Here is an 18,014-nt window from a genome sequence, read left to right as displayed (position 1 = left end):
GAATCTTGAGGCTTTGAACTCTATGTCTTCAGGACACCTATTATCTCGTTCACTACTGAAATTGCCGATGTCGGTACTGGTGAAAGGGACTGCAATTCCGTCTGATCCAATTCATGATCTGGCGATTGATCGCCACCAACCGATCATTTACGCGTTACCGTTTCGCTCGAATGTGGATTTGCTGACGCTACAAACTCACGCTAAACAAGCTGGGTTGCCCGATCCTCTTGAGCCTCTGGTGCTCAATGGTCAAGCCTACCAGCGCTATGTGTTTATTGCTTCGCGTCCAACGCTACTCAGTCGTGATCAGCATGTGCCGAATGAGTCAATCACGCTGTTTTCTGAGTTGCTGTCTGTGCATAAATCAGACAGTGAACTGAATGTACAAGTGATCCCAGCGACTGTGCTGTGGGGACGAAAGCCGGGTAAAGAGGGACAAGAGCGTCCTTATTTGCAAACCTTGAACGGTGCGCAAAAAGCACTAGCGGTACTGACCGCTGGTCGCGACTGTTTAGTGCGCTTTAGCCCTGCTGTCTCTTTGCGTTATATGGCGGATACTCATGGTACGGATGCCTCGATAGCGCATAAGCTGGCGCGCGTGGCACGCATTCACTTTTCTCGCCAAAAACTGGCGGCTTCTGGGCCGGATTTGCCGCAGCGCGCGCAGTTATTCGCACGCTTGATGAACTCGCCAGCGATTGAAAAAGCCATCGCCGATGAAGCGCAAGCAAAACAGATCCCGCTTGAAAAAGCGCGCAAAGCCGCGCATGACATGCTCGATGAAATTGCTGCGGATTTTTCCTATTCGCTGGTGAAAAAAGGCGATCGCGTTTTAGGTTGGTTGTGGAATCGCATCTACCAAGGTCTGAATATCAATAATGCCGCGACCGTACGCCGTTTGGCGCAGGATGGGCATGAGATTGTGTATGTGCCTTGTCATCGTAGCCATATGGATTATCTGCTGTTGTCGTATGTGCTCTACCATGAAGGTATGGTGCCTCCGCATATTGCGGCGGGGATTAACCTGAACTTTTTCCCTGCTGGACCGATTTTCCGCCGCGGTGGAGCCTTTTTTATCCGCCGCAGTTTTAAAGGCGCACCACTCTATTCCACGCTGTTTCGTGAATACTTAGCCGAGCTCTTTGCCAAAGGGTATTCGGTTGAGTATTTCAGTGAAGGCGGCCGTTCGCGCACCGGACGCTTGCTACCGGCGAAAACTGGGATGTTGGCGATGACCATTCAAGCCATGTTGCGTGGCCTAAATCGTCCGGTCACTTTAGTGCCCGTCTACATTGGCTATGAGCATGTGATGGAAGTGGGGACCTATGCCAAAGAGCTGCGTGGTAAGCGCAAAGAGAAAGAAAACGCCAGCTTAGTGCTACGTACTTTGCGTAAATTGCGCAATTTTGGCCAAGGTTATGTCAACTTCGGTGAGCCGATCCCACTTAACCAGTTTTTAAATGAAGCAGTGCCGCAGTGGACACAAGATATTGATCCCATGGGCACCAGTAAGCCGCAGTGGATGACACCAACCGTGAATCAATTGGCGACGCGCATGATGACTCACATTAATGATGCGGCGGCCGTCAATGCGATGACCTTGTGTGCTACCGCGTTACTGGCTTCTCGTCAGCGAGCTTTGGCGCGGGATAACCTGATCAAACAGGTTGAGTGCTATTTATCGCTGTTGCGTAATGTGCCTTATTCTGCGACCTCAACGCTACCGGTCGATAGTGCAGAGCGCTTGGTTGAGCATGCCGAATCGTTGGATAAGTTTGTGGTGGAAACCGATACCATGGGCGATATTATTTCACTGGATCGCAACCAATCGATCTTGATGACCTATTATCGCAATAACATTATCCATCTGCTGGCGCTGCCTTCTCTGATTGCGCAATTGCTGCTGCGTCAGCCGAGTGTGTCATTAGAGAAAATACAATCCACCGTGGCGCAAATTTATCCGTTCTTAAAACAAGAGCTGTTTTTGCGTTTTGAGCAAGATGAGCTTAACGATCGGGTGCTGCGCTATGTGCAAGAGCTGGTCAGTCAAGGCTTGGTGAGTATGCAAGGCGATGTCTTGACGCATAATCAAGCTCAGACTCAAGTGTTAATGCTGTTAGGACAAACCATTGCCGAAACCCTTGAACGCTACGCGATTGCGCTGAATCTGTTAGTCAGCCGCCCGCATTTAGACAAGGCTGAGCTGGAAGAGAAAAGCCAAGAAGTCGCACAGCGCCTGGGGCGTTTGCACGGCATTAATGCGCCAGAATTTTTTGATAAAGGGGTATTTGCGGCACTGTTTGTCACGCTACAACAGCAAGGTTATTTAGATCGCCACGGCCGCTGTGTGTTGGCCTGTGCTCAACCATTGGCACGGCAACTGTACGCGCTGATCTCTCCAGAAGTGCGCATGACCATTCAAGAGAGTTTGTGTCAGGTGGATGAATAGTCGAGCTTAAAGCCGCTTATCTAATTAAATCAAAGGCATCCTAGTGATGCCTTTTTGGTTGCCTTGCCTGAGTGACTGCGGCAAGCCGCAGCTTGGGTTACTTCGATGGATTACGGATAGATGACGCTGAGTAACAGGCCGAGCGTGATCGCCATGCCCACATAGTTATTATTTAAAAAAGCTTGAAAGCACGCGCCGCGCTCACGGTAACGGATCAGATGTTGTTGATAGACAAACAGCCCCGCGGCGATCAGCACCCCCCAGTAATAGTAAGAGCTGAGTGTCAGCGCTTGGCCTAAAGCAACCAGTAACCCTAAGCTGGCTAGCTGCAGTAAGCCGATGATGCGTTTATCCCAACGCCCAAATAAGATCGCCGTCGATTTGATGCCAATTTTGATATCGTCCTCTCTATCGACCATCGCGTATTGTGTATCGTAAGCAATGGTCCACAGCACATTGATCGTAAACAGCACCCAGACCGAGGCGGGCAGGGTATTGGCTTGCGCTGCCCAGGCCATTGGAATCGACCAACTGAACGCTAAGCCAAGCACTAGCTGAGGCAGATGGGTATAGCGTTTCATAAATGGGTAGATAAAAGCCAAGAGCAGACCGATGCACGAGAGTTGGATCGTCAGGCTATTCATGGTTAACACTAAGCCAAAAGCACTCACCACCAGTAAGGCAAACAGCCATAACGCTTGCTTAGCGGTGACTAATCCTGCGGGTAGTGGCCGCTGGCGGGTGCGTTGTACATAGCCATCGACATGACGATCGGCGTAGTCATTGATCACACAGCCCGCAGAGCGCATTAAAAATACCCCGCAGACAAATACGCTCAGCACTCGAATATCCGGTAAGCCTTCAGCCGCCAAAAAGAGCGCCCACAAGGTTGGCCATAGCAGCAATAGTGAGCCAATCGGGCGATCCATTCGCATCAATTGCCAATATGCACGGGCTTTCGCTTGGTTCATAACACGCTCTCCTTAGCGTAAATCGGTGCGCTGGCGAGAAACACTTCGCTCACCAGCATCGGTTTGTGATTGATTGCTAAACGAGAACGTCGAGCTAACAGTGGCCCCGATGGCGTGGTGAGCCAAGTCACTTGCAATTCATCTCGTTCAACATGCTCAGCACTAAACAGAGTTAAGCCGAGCGGCGTGTCACCTTGCTGAGATAAATCAAACTCCGGATGATGTAGCGAAGAATGCGGGATGATGCTATGCCCCAATACCCAAGGTTGTTGGTCACCGCTAATCACGACTTGACGCAGCAAGTATTGTTCGTGTGCCAGTAATGTCCGTTCATCCGATTGCAGTGAGGTTGCCGGCATGATTTGGTTATTTAGCACTTCAACCGTCAACTGATGACAAGAATTGGCCATACGACGTGATAATGAGCCGGCTTCAAGCAGCCACTGTTTGGCTAAATGACTTGGAAACTCAATATGATCCGGTGGCTGCCAGATCGCTTGTTTGAGTGTGGCTAAATAGAGCGAAGTTATTTGATTCATATTCTTATTCAATGTGACGCTTGATCTGAAATCCATTTCTACCTGCAACTCTGAGCGGTTTGGGTATACAATAAAGCTCAGGTTTTGATTCCAAATCAAAGAGTTCGAACACGGAAAGCATTTTATTTACGCAATGGATGCTCTATTGTAACAAGACTCCGCAAGTTCGAGTATGGCGAACAGAATAAAGAGCAGATACTAAGATGCCAAAACGTTACTTAATCCAAATTATGCTGGCTTTAAGCTGCATGTTGTCTTTTGCCAGTGTTGCGCAGCAGCCTAGCAACACCGTCCCTCAACTCGGTTATTTCACCTTAGAGCCAGATTTGACCACCAATTTTTTTACTAAAGGCAACAAATTAGGTTATATCCAAGTCCGGATTGACATTATGGTGGCCAATGCGGCGGATTTGCCGATTATCGATCGCCATCAACCTTTGATCCGTGATGCGGTGGTAGAGCTGCTCGGTAAACAAACCGAAGATACCATTAAATCTCTGGCCGGGCGTGAAGATCTGCGTAAGTCGTTGGTGGGCCGTTTGAACAATATTTTATTACCCGAAGTTGGGCGCACCATCATCGCCGATTTGCTGTTTACCAAGTATATCTACCAATAGCCAGTCGCCGTTTTACTGGCTAGATTGGATTGTTCGCAAGCACTTTGCGGTGGGTGGTTGAGAGTTAACCCTATGCCGTGCGTTGACTCTCAAACCATGCCACTACTACGCCACTGATTAATCCGGCTAAATGGGCCGTGTTGGCAATGGCGAGAAAAGGTTGCACAAATCCCAACACCAACCAAGCCAACATAAAGCCGAACAGTGGACGAGGTATTGATAAACCCAGTTGCGGTGCACGTTGGCCAATAACCCACAAATAGCCGACTAAGGCATACACGACGCCAGATAGGCCACCAAAGTTGGCCCCTTCCACCCAATATTGTCCTGTACCGGAAACGATGGCCGCGATCACAAACAGTTTGATCAGTTTTAAGCTGCCAAGACGCTGCTCAATATCGCCCCCCAATTGCCACCACCATAGCAAATTGAAAGCAATGTGCAGCACGGAAAAATGCAGAACCGCATGACTGACCCAGCGCCAAACTTGCCACTGTTGGCTGGCTTGGGCTGGAAAGTGCAGCGCGTTAAAGACTGCCTGACCGGAGCCAAAGTTTTGCAGGGTAAAGATCACCAGACCCAGCGCCATGATCAATAAGGTAAAGCCGCCGGCTTTCGCTTTAATCAGGCTGAACAAATTAGGTGATACGTAAGAAAATTGCGCGCGTTGTGGATTGGCAAGTTGCCATGAAGCGGCTTGATATTTTTTCGCCGTCGGATTGTGTAAAAAGAGCTGCAATTCTGCCTGTGCAGCGGCAAAGTCTTGTTCGCGGGTTACCCACAGTGTCAACCGACCGTTGGCCACTGGCGTGATCTGGATTTCGATGTGCTGGGCTGCCATGTAATCAATAAACGCTTGCGCGGCGCGCGGATTATGTAAGCTGATCAGTAGATGCATGCTGGTTAACTCGCTTCAATGGGGAGATTGGCGCGTTGCCAAGCCTCAAAGCCGCCATCGACGCTGTACACTTGTTCAAATCCTTGGTTGACCAGATATTGGGCCGCGCCTTGGCTACTATTGCCGTGGTAACACATCACTAAAATCGGTTGTTCAAACTCCACTTGTGCCATTAATTGGATCACCGATTGATTGGTCAGATGAAAAGCACTTTGCGCGTGCGCCTGTTGGAAAGATTGCCCATCGCGAATATCGACCAGTCGGGCTTGGCCGCGCTCAAGCATCGCTTGGGCGGCTTGAACATCAATGTGTAAAAATGCAGACATAGCCGTGCTCTCATAAACATACAAATCATGGTTTGAGTGTAACCTATTCAAGCTTGAACAAGTACTCGTCACCAGTAAGGTTATCGATGGCTGGTTAAAATCAGCACACCTGTGGGTAATTCTGTGGATTGCGTTGATAAAGTGGTTTAATCAGTTTTGATCCACAATATGTAGCGATGATCCTGATTTTTCTGTGAGTAAATAGAAAAGTATCCCCAATCGATCTCGGCCAACCAAGCCTTGAAATAGGCGGTTTGATGACACGGTATAAATAAATACATCACAGACTTATCCACAGATAATTTGCGCAACAAGATCCCAATCTTCATCTGCGCAGGGATCGAGGGATCATGCGCTTAAGCTTTGGTTTGTCGATATCACGATCTGAAAAAGTAGGATGTGGGGTTATTCACATGGCCACTTGTCACCGAGTATATGGCCAAATTGAGCATCTGCCGTCGGTGACTGGTGGCTAAGTTTCATCGAGTTAAATTAAAGAGCGAGTTTGCGTTGGCGGTGGTTATTTGCTTGAGCTCGGTTACGCTAAGCCCGCGTAGCTGGGCAATTTTCTCGGCAATTAAACCTGTAAACATCGGTTCGTTACGTTTACCACGGTGCGGAGCGGGTGCTAAATAAGGGCAGTCTGTTTCTAAAATTACATAATTGAGATCGATCTGTGGGATCACTTGATCCATGCCGCTGTTTTTAAAGGTGCTTACACCGCCAATCCCGAGATTAAAACCCAGATCATTGATCGCTTTTGCGTCCTCGACACTGCCGCCAAAGCAGTGAAAAACGCCGCGTAAGCGACCATCTTGTGCCTGTTTGAGCAGCGCTAAGGTTTGCGCTAGAGAATCACGGGTATGAATCACCACCGGTAAATCCCACTCTTTTGCCCAGCCGAGTTGAGTTAAAAACGCCATTTCTTGCTCGGCTTGGAAGGTTTTATCCCAATACAGATCAATACCAATTTCACCAACCGCAATAAAAGAGTGGCGAGCAAACCACTGATAAAGGGTCGTTAAGGTTTGCTGTACATTGGCATCGACATAGCAAGGGTGTAAACCGAGCATCGAATGGCAAAGATCAGGGTAGGCCTGTTCGGTGGCGAGCATTGGGGCGAGTGAGGCCAGATCGATATTCGGCATTAGAATTTTTTCCACCCCGGCTTGTCGCGCACGGGCGATCACCTCATCACGATCGTGATCAAATTCGCTGGCATAAACGTGGGCGTGGCTATCAATCATGGTTTCATCTCAAGTGCTGGGTGATGTGGCGAGTATACGTGAGTGTGAGCTCAAGGTCATTTTTGGCTTTTTGTTGGCCGAGCACTGGCATGCGAGGTAGAGAGTGATATGATTTTGCCCAACACTTCCCTCTGTGGCTGATTTTTGAGGCACAGATAACATAAGAAGGAGAGTCGAGTGTCGGTATCCATGCAAGGTCAATTTCCCGGACGTCGTTTGCGCCGTCTGCGCAAACATGATTTTAGCCGTCGTCTGGTGGCAGAAAACCAGTTATCGGTCAGTGATCTGATTTACCCGATGTTTATTTTGATGGGTAAAGATCGTCGCGAGAAAGTCGATTCGATGCCGGGCGTCGAGCGTTTGTCGATTGATTTAATGCTTGAAGAAGCGCAATACCTCGCCAATCTTGGTGTGCCAGCGATTGCGCTGTTTCCGGTGGTCAATCAAGATGCTAAAAGCTTGTGTGCCACAGAAGCCTATAATCCAGAGGGTTTAGTGCAGCGCGCGGTGCGTGCCTTGAAAGAGCATGTACCACAAATCGGTGTGATCACCGATGTCGCGTTGGATCCTTTTACTACCCACGGCCAAGACGGCATCATTGATGATCAAGGCTATGTGCTCAATGATGAAACCACCGAAGTGCTGATCAAACAAGCATTGTCCCATGCACAGGCTGGAGCGGATGTGATTGCGCCTTCTGACATGATGGATGGCCGAATTGGGCGCATTCGTCAGGCCTTGGAAGAGGCGGGCTATATCCATACCCAAATCATGGCGTATTCGGCCAAGTATGCGTCTAATTACTATGGTCCTTTCCGTGATGCGGTCGGTTCATCGGCCAATTTAAAAGGTGGTAACAAGAAAAACTACCAAATGGATCCGGCTAATTCGGACGAAGCTTTGCACGAAGTTGCACTCGATATCAGCGAAGGTGCGGATATGGTGATGGTTAAGCCGGGCATGCCCTATTTGGATGTGGTGCGCCGAGTCAAAACTGAGCTGCAAGTGCCGACTTTTGCTTACCAAGTGTCCGGTGAGTATGCGATGCATAAAGCGGCGATCCTCAACGGTTGGTTGAAAGAGCGTGAAACGGTGTTGGAATCGTTACTCTGCTTTAAACGCGCAGGTGCCGATGGCATTTTGACCTATTTTGCCAAGCAGGTTGCGGAGTGGTTAGCCGAAGAGAATGCTCAAGCGGCACAATCTCTTACCAAACAATAAAGGCTTAAATTCCGTTATGCACAGAGGCTTGATTTACACTCTGTATTGAACGCTTTTGCTGGCAGATTTTGATTTAAAATAGGTGTTTTAAGCGACCGATCATCAGGCTGACGCAAGTCAGCCTTTTTACTGCCTGCGGCCAACTGCCGTGTCAGCGGTGACTATATAAGAGAACATTATGTTAGTAAGGGTAGGGACTTTAGCGGAAGTGGTGCAAATCGTGGCAAAAATCAGCGAATTTGCCCAGTCTGAAAATGAGCAGAGCTTACAAGCGAGGTTGGCTGATAAGCCAAGTTTAGTCTTGGTGGCGCAACAACAGGATCAATTAGTTGGGTTCAAAATTGGCTACGCGCTCGATAGTGAAAATTTTTATAGCTGGTTTGGTGGTGTTGATCCTGCGGCACGAGGCTGTGGCGTGGCACAGCGCTTATTGGAGGCGCAAGAAGCGTGGGCAGTGCAGCAAGGTTATCAACGCATCACCGTTAAATCGCGTAACCAGTTTCCGGCGATGTTGCGTCTATTGATTAAAAATAACTATCTAATTGAAGATTATGAAAAAAAATCGCCAGTGTTAGAAAGTCGGATCCATTTTGGCAAAGTGCTTAAAAATAAATGAGATCTCTTATCATTTAGCTATTGACTATCAAATGAGAACTATTATTATTAACTATGTCTTAGGGAGCTAGCAACAGTTCACAAGGATGTTAAGTTACCCACAATCGAGGCATCGATGTGGCGTGATGTAACGACCGAATTGGCAGCTGTTCTTTTTGACACGACATTGCTCACATTGCTTCCAGTGTAATTTTTAGCTTATTGGTAAAGTGGATTTACAATTTAGCTTTAACCATCTTTGCTAGGCGACATCTTCCGGTGTCGCTTTTTCTTTATTGCATCGTGCCGATTTAGTTATCCACTGACCTCGGTTATTTCTCCCACATCAAGTGGACAAATGAGTGTTTGAGTGGCAATCATCCACCGTAGTTTATTGGTGTGAAATGGTATGAGCAAAAGGGCAGCGAGTGTCTTTTCCACAATTGACGATCTGAAAAAGATCATTTCTCGCGTGGCTGATCCATTTTTTTATTGTTTAAAAACATTTAGTTGTGTTTTATTTGCACGCGGTTTTTCTCGAATTTTAATCGGTGTGAAAAATTCTATAAACAGACTTATCCACAGTGTGTCCAGCGAGAGTACAACCGAGAATATCCCCAGAATTAATCAAAAATGGTATCCAAACAGCAGTCGTGGCATCCTAGGCGCATTTACTCACGTTTGGATAATCCTTCTATGGCTCGTATACCTGACAATCCGCTGATTTTGATCGACGGTTCCTCTTACCTCTATCGTGCATTTCATGCTTACCCTGGCACCATGAGTAATGGTGAGATCCCAACGAATGCCATTTACGGGGTGGTAAACATGATCCGCAGTATGATGCGCCAGTTTGCATCTGATCGCATGGCGGTGATTTTTGATGCCAAAGGTAAAACCTTTCGTGATGATTTGTATGACCAATATAAGGCCAATCGTCCGCCGATGCCCGATGAGCTACGTTGTCAGGTTGAGCCCCTGCATCAAGTGATTCGTGCGATGGGCTTACCACTGATCGCGATTGAAGGCGTTGAGGCAGATGATGTGATCGGCACGTTAGCTCGACAAGCCTCACAAGCGGGGATGCCAGTGTTGATCAGTACTGGCGATAAAGATATGGCGCAACTGGTGGATGATAACGTCACCCTGATCAACACTATGACCAATGTAGTGCTGGATCGTGATGGCGTGATTGAAAAATTTGGCATTCCACCAGAATTGATCATTGATTACCTCGCGCTGATGGGCGACAAAGTCGATAACATTCCCGGTGTGCCTGGGGTGGGGGATAAAACGGCGACCGCGCTTTTACAAGGCATTGGTGGTTTAGAGGCCCTGTATGCCAACTTAGATCAGATTGCCGGATTAGGTTTTCGCGGTTCAAAAACCATGGCGCAAAAACTGCAAGAAAACCGTGACAATGCCGAGCTCTCTTATCAACTGGCGACCATCAAATGTGATGTCGAGCTTGAGGAATCTGCGCAAACTCTGCTAAAGCAAACGCCAGATCGTGATGCCTTGATCGCTCTTTATGGACAAATGGCCTTTAAAGCTTGGTTGAGTGAGCTGCTTGATGGTGGCACAGGGATCGTTGTTGCCGATGAGCAAAACCGAGCGGCGAGTGTCAGTGCGCCAAGCGGTGCGGCGGCGTTGGTTGAAAGTCCAGCGGCACACATCGACCGTAGCCAGTATCAAACCATCCTCAATGAGCAAGATTTCCAGCATTGGCTAGCAAAGTTACAACAAGCCGAGCTGTTTGCTTTTGATACCGAAACCGACAGCCTTGATTATATGGTAGCCAACTTAGTGGGGATGTCGTTTGCGGTCGCAGAAGGTGAGGCGGCTTATCTACCTGTCGCGCACGATTATCTGGATGCGCCGCAGCAGTTGGATCGCGCTTGGGTGATCGCTCAGCTTAAACCGTTGCTCGAAGATGCTAATAAAGCCAAAGTTGGCCAAAACCTCAAATACGATGCGAGTGTGATGGCTCGTTACGGCGTTGAGCTGCGCGGTATTCACCACGATACTATGTTGCAATCCTACGTGTATAACAGCGTGGGCGGCAAACATGATATGGATAGTTTAGCGCTGCGCTTTTTACAGCACAGCTGTATCTCGTTTGAACAGGTGGCGGGTAAAGGCAAGAACCAACTCACCTTTAATCAAATTGCTTTACCAGAAGCCGCGCAATATGCAGCGGAAGATGCCGATGTGACCTTGCGTTTACACCAGCGGATCAGCCAACTGATTGACCAAGACAGTAAACTCTCACAAGTGTACCGTGACATCGAAATGCCGTTGGTGCCAGTATTGTCACGCATTGAGCGCACTGGGGTGATGATTGATGAGATGTTGCTCAGCGCTCAATCACAAGAAATTGCACTACGTCTCGATGAGTTAGAACAACAAGCGTATCAATTGGCTGGTCAGCCATTCAACCTCAGCTCACCCAAGCAACTGCAAACCATCTTATTTGAACAGATGAAGTTGCCTGTGCTGCAAAAAACGCCGTCCGGTACCCCTTCTACCAATGAAGAGGTGCTGCAAGAGTTGGCGCTCGATTACCCACTGCCGAAAGTGCTGATTGAGTACCGCGGTTTGGCCAAGCTCAAATCGACCTATACCGATAAGCTGCCGAAGATGATCAACCCAAGTACTGGGCGCGTGCATACTTCCTACCATCAAGCGGTGACCGCGACCGGGCGTCTTTCTTCGACGGATCCCAATTTACAAAATATTCCCGTGCGCAATGAACAAGGACGCCGTATTCGCCAAGCGTTTGTTGCTCCCCATGGTTGGAAAATCATGGCGGTTGACTACTCGCAAATCGAGCTGCGCATCATGGCACATCTGTCGGGCGATCAAGCGTTACTCAACGCGTTCCGCTCTGGGCTAGATATTCATGCTGCCACCGCAGCGGAAATCATTGGCGTGCCGATTGATCAAGTGAGCAGCGAGCAGCGCCGCCGCGCCAAAGCGGTCAACTTTGGTTTGATTTACGGAATGAGCGCCTTTGGGTTGGCGAAACAACTGGGCATTGCACGCAGTGAAGCACAGCAGTATATGGATAAATATTTCGAACGTTATCCGGGTGTGATGCAGTATATGGAAGAGACGCGTCGCCGCGCGGCAGAGCAGGGTTATGTCGAAACCATTTTTGGTCGCCGTTTACACCTGCCAGAAATTACTTCACGTAATGCCATGCGGCGGAAAGCAGCTGAGCGTGCGGCGATCAATGCCCCGATGCAAGGCACCGCCGCTGACATCATTAAAAAAGCCATGTTGTTAGTTGCTGAGTGGATTGAGCAACAAGGCGCTGGGCGGGTCAAATTACTGATGCAAGTGCACGATGAATTGGTGTTTGAGGTTGAAGAGTCATCTTTATCCGAAATTGAAAGTAAAGTACAACAATTGATGGAAGCGGCGGCGGATCTGGATGTGCCTCTCGTTGCCGATGCTGGGCATGGCGATAACTGGGATCAAGCCCACTAGCTTAAACTATCAGCAAAAAATAGCGATTATCTCAGCCAGCGCCAGTTCGCTGGCTTTTTTTTGTACTGAAAAAATCATACTGAGTTCAGATTGTTATGTTGCTTAATGAAAAATTCATGAAAATTAACTACAAAAAATATTTTCAATCCTGATCAATTGTTGTACATTAACTCGCGTAGGGTACAGAGGTAAGATGTTCTATCTTTCAGACCTTTTGTTTCACGTTATTGGATTAGGCTGATTCAGCCGCCCCAGTCACCATTTGACTGGGGCGTTTTTTATTGAGCGCAATTTAACTTTTATAGCCCCTAGCTGGCTGGCTTTACGGCGGCATTTGGCGTGCTCTGCAATCTTGGGTTAAGCGCTGGCGAGGCCATCATCTCCGGTCGATTGTGTAATTAAACACCATTCACACTTTGATTATTTCTAAATAGAAATCAAGTCGCTAAAAACACGATGATTACCCTGATTTTAATTCAATCTATTGAATATCAATAAGATTATTTTTTTTGAATGCTGGTTTTAATTCGATGGATGCTGACTTGAAAAACGCAGATTTTTGCGGAATGCTTGGCAGATAATAATAACGACTGTTTTCTCTCCCGTTGCCCCACCAAGCTGGTGGGGACTTTATTTTTCGCTTGCGAGTCTGGGTGATGGCGTGGTTATCGCTGGTGTCTGGTGCCAGACCGATCGCGATCAAAATCTAATCTTGCCGAGATAAAAAACCTCGCGATGGCGAGGTTAATCATCAGTTGGTTAACTTATTGTTCGCTTGGCGCACAAGGCTCATCTTGCGGCATAGGCGCTAGAGCCGCCAACATCGGCGCGTACCATTGATCGAGTTTGGCGCGCAGTACATCGACCCCAATTCCATTTAATGACGAGAAAGCATCGACCTGCACATCGCCACCTAATTTAGCTGCATCTTCACGCACTTTCTGCACTTGCGCTTTGCGTGCGCCACTTTTCAGTTTATCGGCTTTGGTCAGCATCACTTGCACTGGAATGCCGCACTCAATGGCCCAGACGATCAGTTGCTGATCGAGATCTTTCATTGGATGGCGAATATCCATCAGCACCACTAGGCCTTTTAGGCAGCGGCGTTTTTGCAAATATTCACCCAGCGCTCGTTGCCATTTGAGTTTCATCTCTAGCGGAACTTGTGCAAAACCATAGCCCGGTAAATCAACGATATGGCAACCTTCAGTGACTTTAAACAGGTTAATCAACTGAGTCCGACCTGGAGTTTTACTGGTTTTCGCCAAGTTTTTCTGATTGGTCAGGCGATTGAGGGAACTTGACTTACCAGCATTCGAGCGTCCTGCAAACGCAATTTCGATACCTTCATCTTCAGGAAGATGGCGAATATCTGGCGCACTGGTAATGAAATGCGTGTTTTGGTAATGAATTTTTACGCTCACTATGTTAACTCCATCTCGACTTTGTGTAGTCGATTAATTACTTTTTTGTGAAATTGTGTAAAATAACTGTGCTTGGCATGTGGTCGCCGATTATACCATGAGAGGTGGCCCTGAGTGGTATTGGAAGCTTGATAATTATAAATGGAATGTCATGAATAAATTAGCCCTCATTATAATGGTTTTCGCCAGCGGCTCGGTGTGGGCTCAAGCGGATATCGAAGCGGGTAAAGCGAAATCGATCACCTGTGCCGCTTGTCATGGTAGTGATGGTAATAGCCAACTCGCCAACTATCCCAAATTGGCGGGCCAGCATCAAAAATACCTGCATAAACAACTTACCGATCTCAAGCTTGGGGCAAGCAGTGGCGGCCAACAAGGTCGCTACGATCCGGTGATGAGTGCGATGGCGATGCCGCTGAGCGAGCAAGATATCGCTGATTTAGCCGCTTATTTCTCTTCTTTACCCATTTCATCGAACACTACGCCGCCAGAGGTAGTCGAGCAAGGCCGAGTGCTGTATAGCGCCGGTGATGCGTCACGCAGTTTAACGGCTTGTATCGCGTGTCATGGTCCGCGTGGCAATGGCAGTGAGCTCTCTGGGTTTCCAAAAATTTCAGGGCAACACGCCGACTATATTAAGGCTCAGTTACAGAAATTTCGTGCCAGCACACGCAGTAATGATATGAATGAGATGATGCGTGACATTGCACATAAACTGACCGATGCGGATATCGATACTCTGTCGCAATACGTTGGTGGCTTGCACTGATCCGCATCTAGCGCCGATTGAGTCGCGCCAGTCAAAAATAAGGTCGGTCACTTTTGCCGGTTAAGTGGTCGCGAGCGACTTATTCGGCGAGTGTATGCGGTGTTTTTTGGTTAGGTTGATGAGAAAATCGCCTTTTATACTCCACTCTATGGGCAGTTTCTGGTATGTTGCGCATCCCGTTGGAGGAGGTCAGCATGCATTCATGCCCGTTATGTCACAGTGAAAACAGCCAAGCTTATTTTAGCGATCCGCAGCGCCGCTATTTTCAATGTCAACAGTGTGCGCTGGTGTATGTCGATCCTGCGCAGCGATTAAGTGCCGAGCGTGAAAAAAGCTTCTATGATTTACATCAGAATACGCCAACCGATTTAGGTTATCGGCGTTTTTTGTCACGAGTTGCCGCGCCAATGCTGGAGCGAGTCCCTCCCCAATCGGAAGGGTTAGATTTTGGCTGTGGCCCAGGTCCAACCTTATCCTTGATGTTAGAAGAGGCCGGCCATCGTATCGCGCTGTACGACATTTTCTATCATCCTGATACGGCGGTGTTGCACCGCCAATATGATTTTATGACTGCGACCGAGGTGATTGAGCATCTGCATGATCCGCACCGCGTGTGGCAGCAATGGTTAAATTTAGTTAAGCCAGGCGGCTGGATTGGTCTGATGACGAAAATGGTCAAAGACTTAGACGCATTTGCTGGTTGGCACTATAAAAATGATCTCACCCATGTGATCTTTTTTAGTCGTGCCACGTTTCAGTATCTGGCCGAGCGGGATAAGCTCGAACTTGAATTTATTGGTAATGATGTAATTTTACTGAGGAAAGCCCAGTAATGAGCCGTTCAAAGAAATCGAGAAAACCGGGTACCAACAGTAACGATCAACTGGTGGTAATGCGTACACGCAGCGAATCCGAATTGGAAAGCCGCCTGCGTAAAAAAATGAAAAAACGTAAAGGCTTAAAGTCTGGTAGCCGCCATTCTGAAGGCAGTGCAAGCCAAATGCGTCAAGCGGCGCAGCAGCGCGATCCACGTTTAGGCAGCCAGAAAAAAATTCCATTGATTGTGCAAGCACCGAAAAAGCTCAATAAGCAAGAGCGCAAATTGGCGGCAGAGCAAGAGCTGGCATTATTAGAAAAAGATCCACAACTTAACGTACTGCTTGACCGGCTTGATAATGGTGAAAAATTGGGTACTGGTTTGCAGAAATACGTGGATGAGAAACTCGATCGGATTGAAATGCTGATGGATCAACTCGGCCTACTCGATGATGAGCCCGCTCCCGCTCCGGTTGTGCAACCAAGCAAAAAGCATAAAACGGAAGATGATCTGCTGGCCGAGTTTGAACAGTTGGACGTTGATAAATACCAAGACTAAGGAGCGCTGATGAACGCAATGCTACTGGTTAGCGTCGCGGGCGCAATTGTAGTGGCGCTCGCCAGTTACGCAGCTTATTTGCTATGGCAGGTGAAGGTACAGCAAACTCTGCAGCGCCAACATCAACAGCTCGCGATTGACAAGCGTAATGCCAACATTTTTGACAGTGTGGCGATTCTCTGCTCTGCCGGAATGCAAGGTCAGTGTGATTTGTCGGAAGTCAGCATCCGGATTTACAGCTTGATGACTTACCTGCAAGGCGAATCGCGAGTTGATGTTGAACAAGATTATCCGGCGCTGAGTGAGCTGTATCATTTGGTCAAAGAGATGCCACGCGGCGAAGCGCGTCAGCAGTTGCCCAAGCCTCAGCGGATGCAACACAATCTGGTGCGTAAAAAGGCGGAAAGTCGTTTGCAGGATGCGATCATCGCAGAGCTTGGCGCTCTCAAACAGCGCATTCAGCCGCTGAATAAACAAATCTTGGTGCAGATGGTGTGAAACTAACCCTAAAGGGTGAGTGATCGCGCTAGCAGAATCGGATATTTTGTTAGCAAATCTTATTGTGTCACCCGGCGTCGAGCGAGGTCGTGTGGCACAATAATCGGCCAACCATTGAGCAAAACGGAACGTTTCACTATGTCGTCGTATGTCGTACCCAGCCAACAGATCGTATGGGATCAGGCTATTTTGGATAAGTACAACTACTCCGGTCCACGCTACACATCATACCCGACGGCGGTTGAGTTTCACGAAGCCTTTACCATCGCTGATTTTGATATGGCTTGTACTCAGTACCCTGAGCGGCCATTGTCGTTATATATTCATATCCCGTTTTGCCATCAGCTCTGCTACTACTGTGGCTGCAATAAGGTGATCACCCGTCATTCGCACAAAGCGGATCAATATCTTGATGCGTTGGAGCAGGAGATTCGCCAGCGCGCCTCTTTGTTGCAGGGTCGCAACGTGACTCAACTGCATTTTGGTGGTGGCACGCCGACTTTCTTAACCCACTCGCAAATCAGTCGTTTGATGACGCTGCTACGCAGCGAATTTCATTTTGCTGAGCAGGCCGAGATCAGCATTGAAATCGATCCGCGAGAGATTGAATTAGAGGTGCTGGATCACCTGCGCCAAGAGGGCTTTAATCGAGTCAGTATTGGGGTGCAAGATTTTGATAAACAAGTGCAAAAGCTGGTTAACCGTGAGCAAGATGAGCAGTTCATTTTTGCCTTAGTCGAGCGGGCTAAACAGCTAGGTTTTCACTCGACCAATCTGGATTTGATTTATGGCTTGCCGCTGCAAACCGCGGCCAGTTTTGCCAAGACACTACAGCAAGTATTGACTATGCGCCCGGGGCGTTTGTCGGTCTTTAACTATGCACATATGCCACAACTGTTTGCGGCGCAGCGTAAAATTAAAGAGAGCGATTTGCCCGCAGCGCAAGAGAAGCTGGCGATTTTGCAGCAGACGATTGCGACTTTGACCGATGCTGGCTATCAGTTTATTGGTATGGACCATTTTGCCCTGCCAGATGATGAATTGGCGATTGCTCAGCGTAATGGCATTTTGCACCGCAATTTTCAGGGCTATACCACTCAAGGCGAGTGTGATTTAGTCGGTTTTGGTGTTTCGGCGATCTCTATGGTTGGTGACGTTTACGCTCAGAACCAAAAAGAGCTGAAAAAATACTACGCACAAGTGGACGAAATGCGCCATGCGCTGTGGAAAGGAGTGGCTCTCGATCAGGATGATTTACTGCGTCGTGAAGTGATTAAGCAGCTGATTTGTAACTTTAAGCTGGATAAAACTGCGCTTGAGCGTCAGTTTAATCTGCGTTTTAACCACTATTTTCGACAAGATTTGGCACTGTTGCAGACCTTTATTGACGATCAATTAGTGACGGTGGATGAACAGATGATTGAAGTGACGCTGCGCGGGCGTTTACTGATCCGTAATATCTGCATGTGTTTTGATAAATATCTGCGTGAACGGGCACGACAGCAGCAGTTTTCACGGGTGATTTAACCCTCTATCCGTCGCTTTATTCTCTTCACTAATCTCTCATAACCATTCAGGCCACGGAATATCGTGG

18 protein-coding genes are annotated in these 18,014 nt (G+C 48.2%); 11 read left to right on the top strand and 7 right to left on the bottom strand.

Annotation, left to right across the window (positions count from 1 at the left end):
• Positions 1-22: 22 nt before the first annotated feature.
• The gene (plsB, locus tag OOK74_RS11135) at positions 23-2,449 is read left to right on the top strand and encodes a glycerol-3-phosphate 1-O-acyltransferase PlsB (protein WP_278182816.1); all 2,427 of its coding nucleotides are present in this window, start codon (positions 23-25) and stop codon (positions 2,447-2,449) included.
• A 110-nt stretch (positions 2,450-2,559) separates the two neighbouring features.
• Here plsB and ubiA read toward each other — a convergent pair whose 3' ends face one another.
• Both ubiA and OOK74_RS11125 read right to left on the bottom strand, forming a co-directional pair.
• On the bottom strand, positions 2,560-3,420 hold the full coding sequence (gene ubiA / locus OOK74_RS11130) for a 4-hydroxybenzoate octaprenyltransferase (protein WP_278182815.1): 861 nt from the start codon (positions 3,418-3,420) through the stop codon (positions 2,560-2,562).
• Complete coding sequence (locus OOK74_RS11125) at positions 3,417-3,959, bottom strand: chorismate lyase (protein ID WP_278182814.1); 543 nt, start codon at positions 3,957-3,959, stop codon at positions 3,417-3,419. The genes ubiA and OOK74_RS11125 overlap by 4 nt, the downstream gene beginning before the upstream one ends.
• A 203-nt stretch (positions 3,960-4,162) precedes the next feature.
• Here OOK74_RS11125 and OOK74_RS11120 point away from each other — a divergent pair, with 203 nt between their 5' ends.
• Positions 4,163-4,576: a flagellar basal body-associated protein FliL gene (locus OOK74_RS11120; RefSeq protein WP_278182813.1), complete on the top strand. Its 414-nt coding sequence runs from the start codon at positions 4,163-4,165 to the stop codon at positions 4,574-4,576.
• A gap of 70 nt (positions 4,577-4,646) precedes the next feature.
• Here the strand turns inward: OOK74_RS11120 and glpG are convergent, their stop codons facing one another.
• The 3 genes from glpG to OOK74_RS11105 form a co-directional block, all read right to left on the bottom strand.
• A complete protein-coding gene (glpG, locus tag OOK74_RS11115; protein ID WP_278182812.1) occupies positions 4,647-5,474 on the bottom strand; it encodes a rhomboid family intramembrane serine protease GlpG in 828 nt (275 codons plus the stop codon).
• A gap of 5 nt (positions 5,475-5,479) precedes the next feature.
• Positions 5,480-5,800 carry a thiosulfate sulfurtransferase GlpE gene (gene glpE / locus OOK74_RS11110; RefSeq protein WP_277207312.1) on the bottom strand — a complete coding sequence of 107 codons (321 nt, stop codon included), beginning with the start codon at positions 5,798-5,800 and terminating at the stop codon, positions 5,480-5,482.
• A gap of 479 nt (positions 5,801-6,279) precedes the next feature.
• A complete protein-coding gene (locus OOK74_RS11105; RefSeq protein ID WP_278182811.1) occupies positions 6,280-7,047 on the bottom strand; it encodes a TatD family hydrolase in 768 nt (255 codons plus the stop codon).
• A 177-nt stretch (positions 7,048-7,224) separates the two neighbouring features.
• On the opposite strand from OOK74_RS11105, the gene hemB reads away from it, so the two are divergent.
• The 4 genes from hemB to spfP all read left to right on the top strand — a co-directional run bounded on the left by hemB (position 7,225) and on the right by spfP (position 12,595).
• Complete coding sequence (gene hemB / locus OOK74_RS11100; protein WP_274723339.1) at positions 7,225-8,268, top strand: porphobilinogen synthase; 1,044 nt, start codon at positions 7,225-7,227, stop codon at positions 8,266-8,268.
• Between the two features lie 178 nt (positions 8,269-8,446).
• Positions 8,447-8,884 (top strand): GNAT family N-acetyltransferase, encoded by a 438-nt coding sequence (locus tag OOK74_RS11095; protein ID WP_277207306.1) that lies wholly within the window; start codon positions 8,447-8,449, stop codon positions 8,882-8,884.
• Between the two features lie 674 nt (positions 8,885-9,558).
• On the top strand, positions 9,559-12,354 hold the full coding sequence (polA, locus tag OOK74_RS11090) for a DNA polymerase I (protein WP_278182810.1): 2,796 nt from the start codon (positions 9,559-9,561) through the stop codon (positions 12,352-12,354).
• A 193-nt stretch (positions 12,355-12,547) separates the two neighbouring features.
• Positions 12,548-12,595, top strand: coding sequence for a small protein SpfP (gene spfP / locus OOK74_RS15150; protein ID WP_438356636.1), 48 nt, complete (start codon positions 12,548-12,550; stop codon positions 12,593-12,595).
• Positions 12,596-12,835: 240 nt separating this feature from the next.
• On the opposite strand, the gene OOK74_RS11085 is transcribed toward spfP, so the two are convergent.
• Entirely contained in the window at positions 12,836-13,057 is a 222-nt protein-coding gene (locus OOK74_RS11085) for a hypothetical protein (RefSeq protein ID WP_278182809.1), read from the bottom strand.
• A gap of 61 nt (positions 13,058-13,118) precedes the next feature.
• On the bottom strand, positions 13,119-13,778 hold the full coding sequence (gene yihA, locus OOK74_RS11080; protein WP_274723336.1) for a ribosome biogenesis GTP-binding protein YihA/YsxC: 660 nt from the start codon (positions 13,776-13,778) through the stop codon (positions 13,119-13,121).
• A gap of 151 nt (positions 13,779-13,929) precedes the next feature.
• Here yihA and OOK74_RS11075 point away from each other — a divergent pair, with 151 nt between their 5' ends.
• The 5 genes from OOK74_RS11075 to hemN all read left to right on the top strand — a co-directional run bounded on the left by OOK74_RS11075 (position 13,930) and on the right by hemN (position 17,947).
• Positions 13,930-14,547, top strand: a complete 618-nt coding sequence (locus OOK74_RS11075) for a c-type cytochrome (protein WP_274723335.1) — start codon at positions 13,930-13,932, stop codon at positions 14,545-14,547.
• Positions 14,548-14,741: 194 nt separating this feature from the next.
• A complete protein-coding gene (locus OOK74_RS11070) occupies positions 14,742-15,380 on the top strand; it encodes a class I SAM-dependent methyltransferase (RefSeq protein ID WP_274723334.1) in 639 nt (212 codons plus the stop codon).
• A complete protein-coding gene (gene yihI, locus OOK74_RS11065; protein WP_278182808.1) occupies positions 15,380-15,922 on the top strand; it encodes a Der GTPase-activating protein YihI in 543 nt (180 codons plus the stop codon). Before OOK74_RS11070 ends, yihI begins: the two co-directional genes overlap by 1 nt.
• 9 nt (positions 15,923-15,931) lie before the next feature.
• Positions 15,932-16,420: a DUF2489 domain-containing protein gene (locus tag OOK74_RS11060; protein WP_278182807.1), complete on the top strand. Its 489-nt coding sequence runs from the start codon at positions 15,932-15,934 to the stop codon at positions 16,418-16,420.
• A 138-nt stretch (positions 16,421-16,558) separates the two neighbouring features.
• Positions 16,559-17,947, top strand: a complete 1,389-nt coding sequence (gene hemN, locus OOK74_RS11055; RefSeq protein WP_278182806.1) for an oxygen-independent coproporphyrinogen III oxidase — start codon at positions 16,559-16,561, stop codon at positions 17,945-17,947.
• Positions 17,948-18,014: the final 67 nt, after the last annotated feature.

It is taken from the genome of Vibrio misgurnus (assembly GCF_029635775.1).
Classification (GTDB): domain Bacteria; phylum Pseudomonadota; class Gammaproteobacteria; order Enterobacterales; family Vibrionaceae; genus Vibrio; species Vibrio chanodichtyis.
This window is presented reverse-complemented; position numbering and strand designations above follow the sequence as displayed.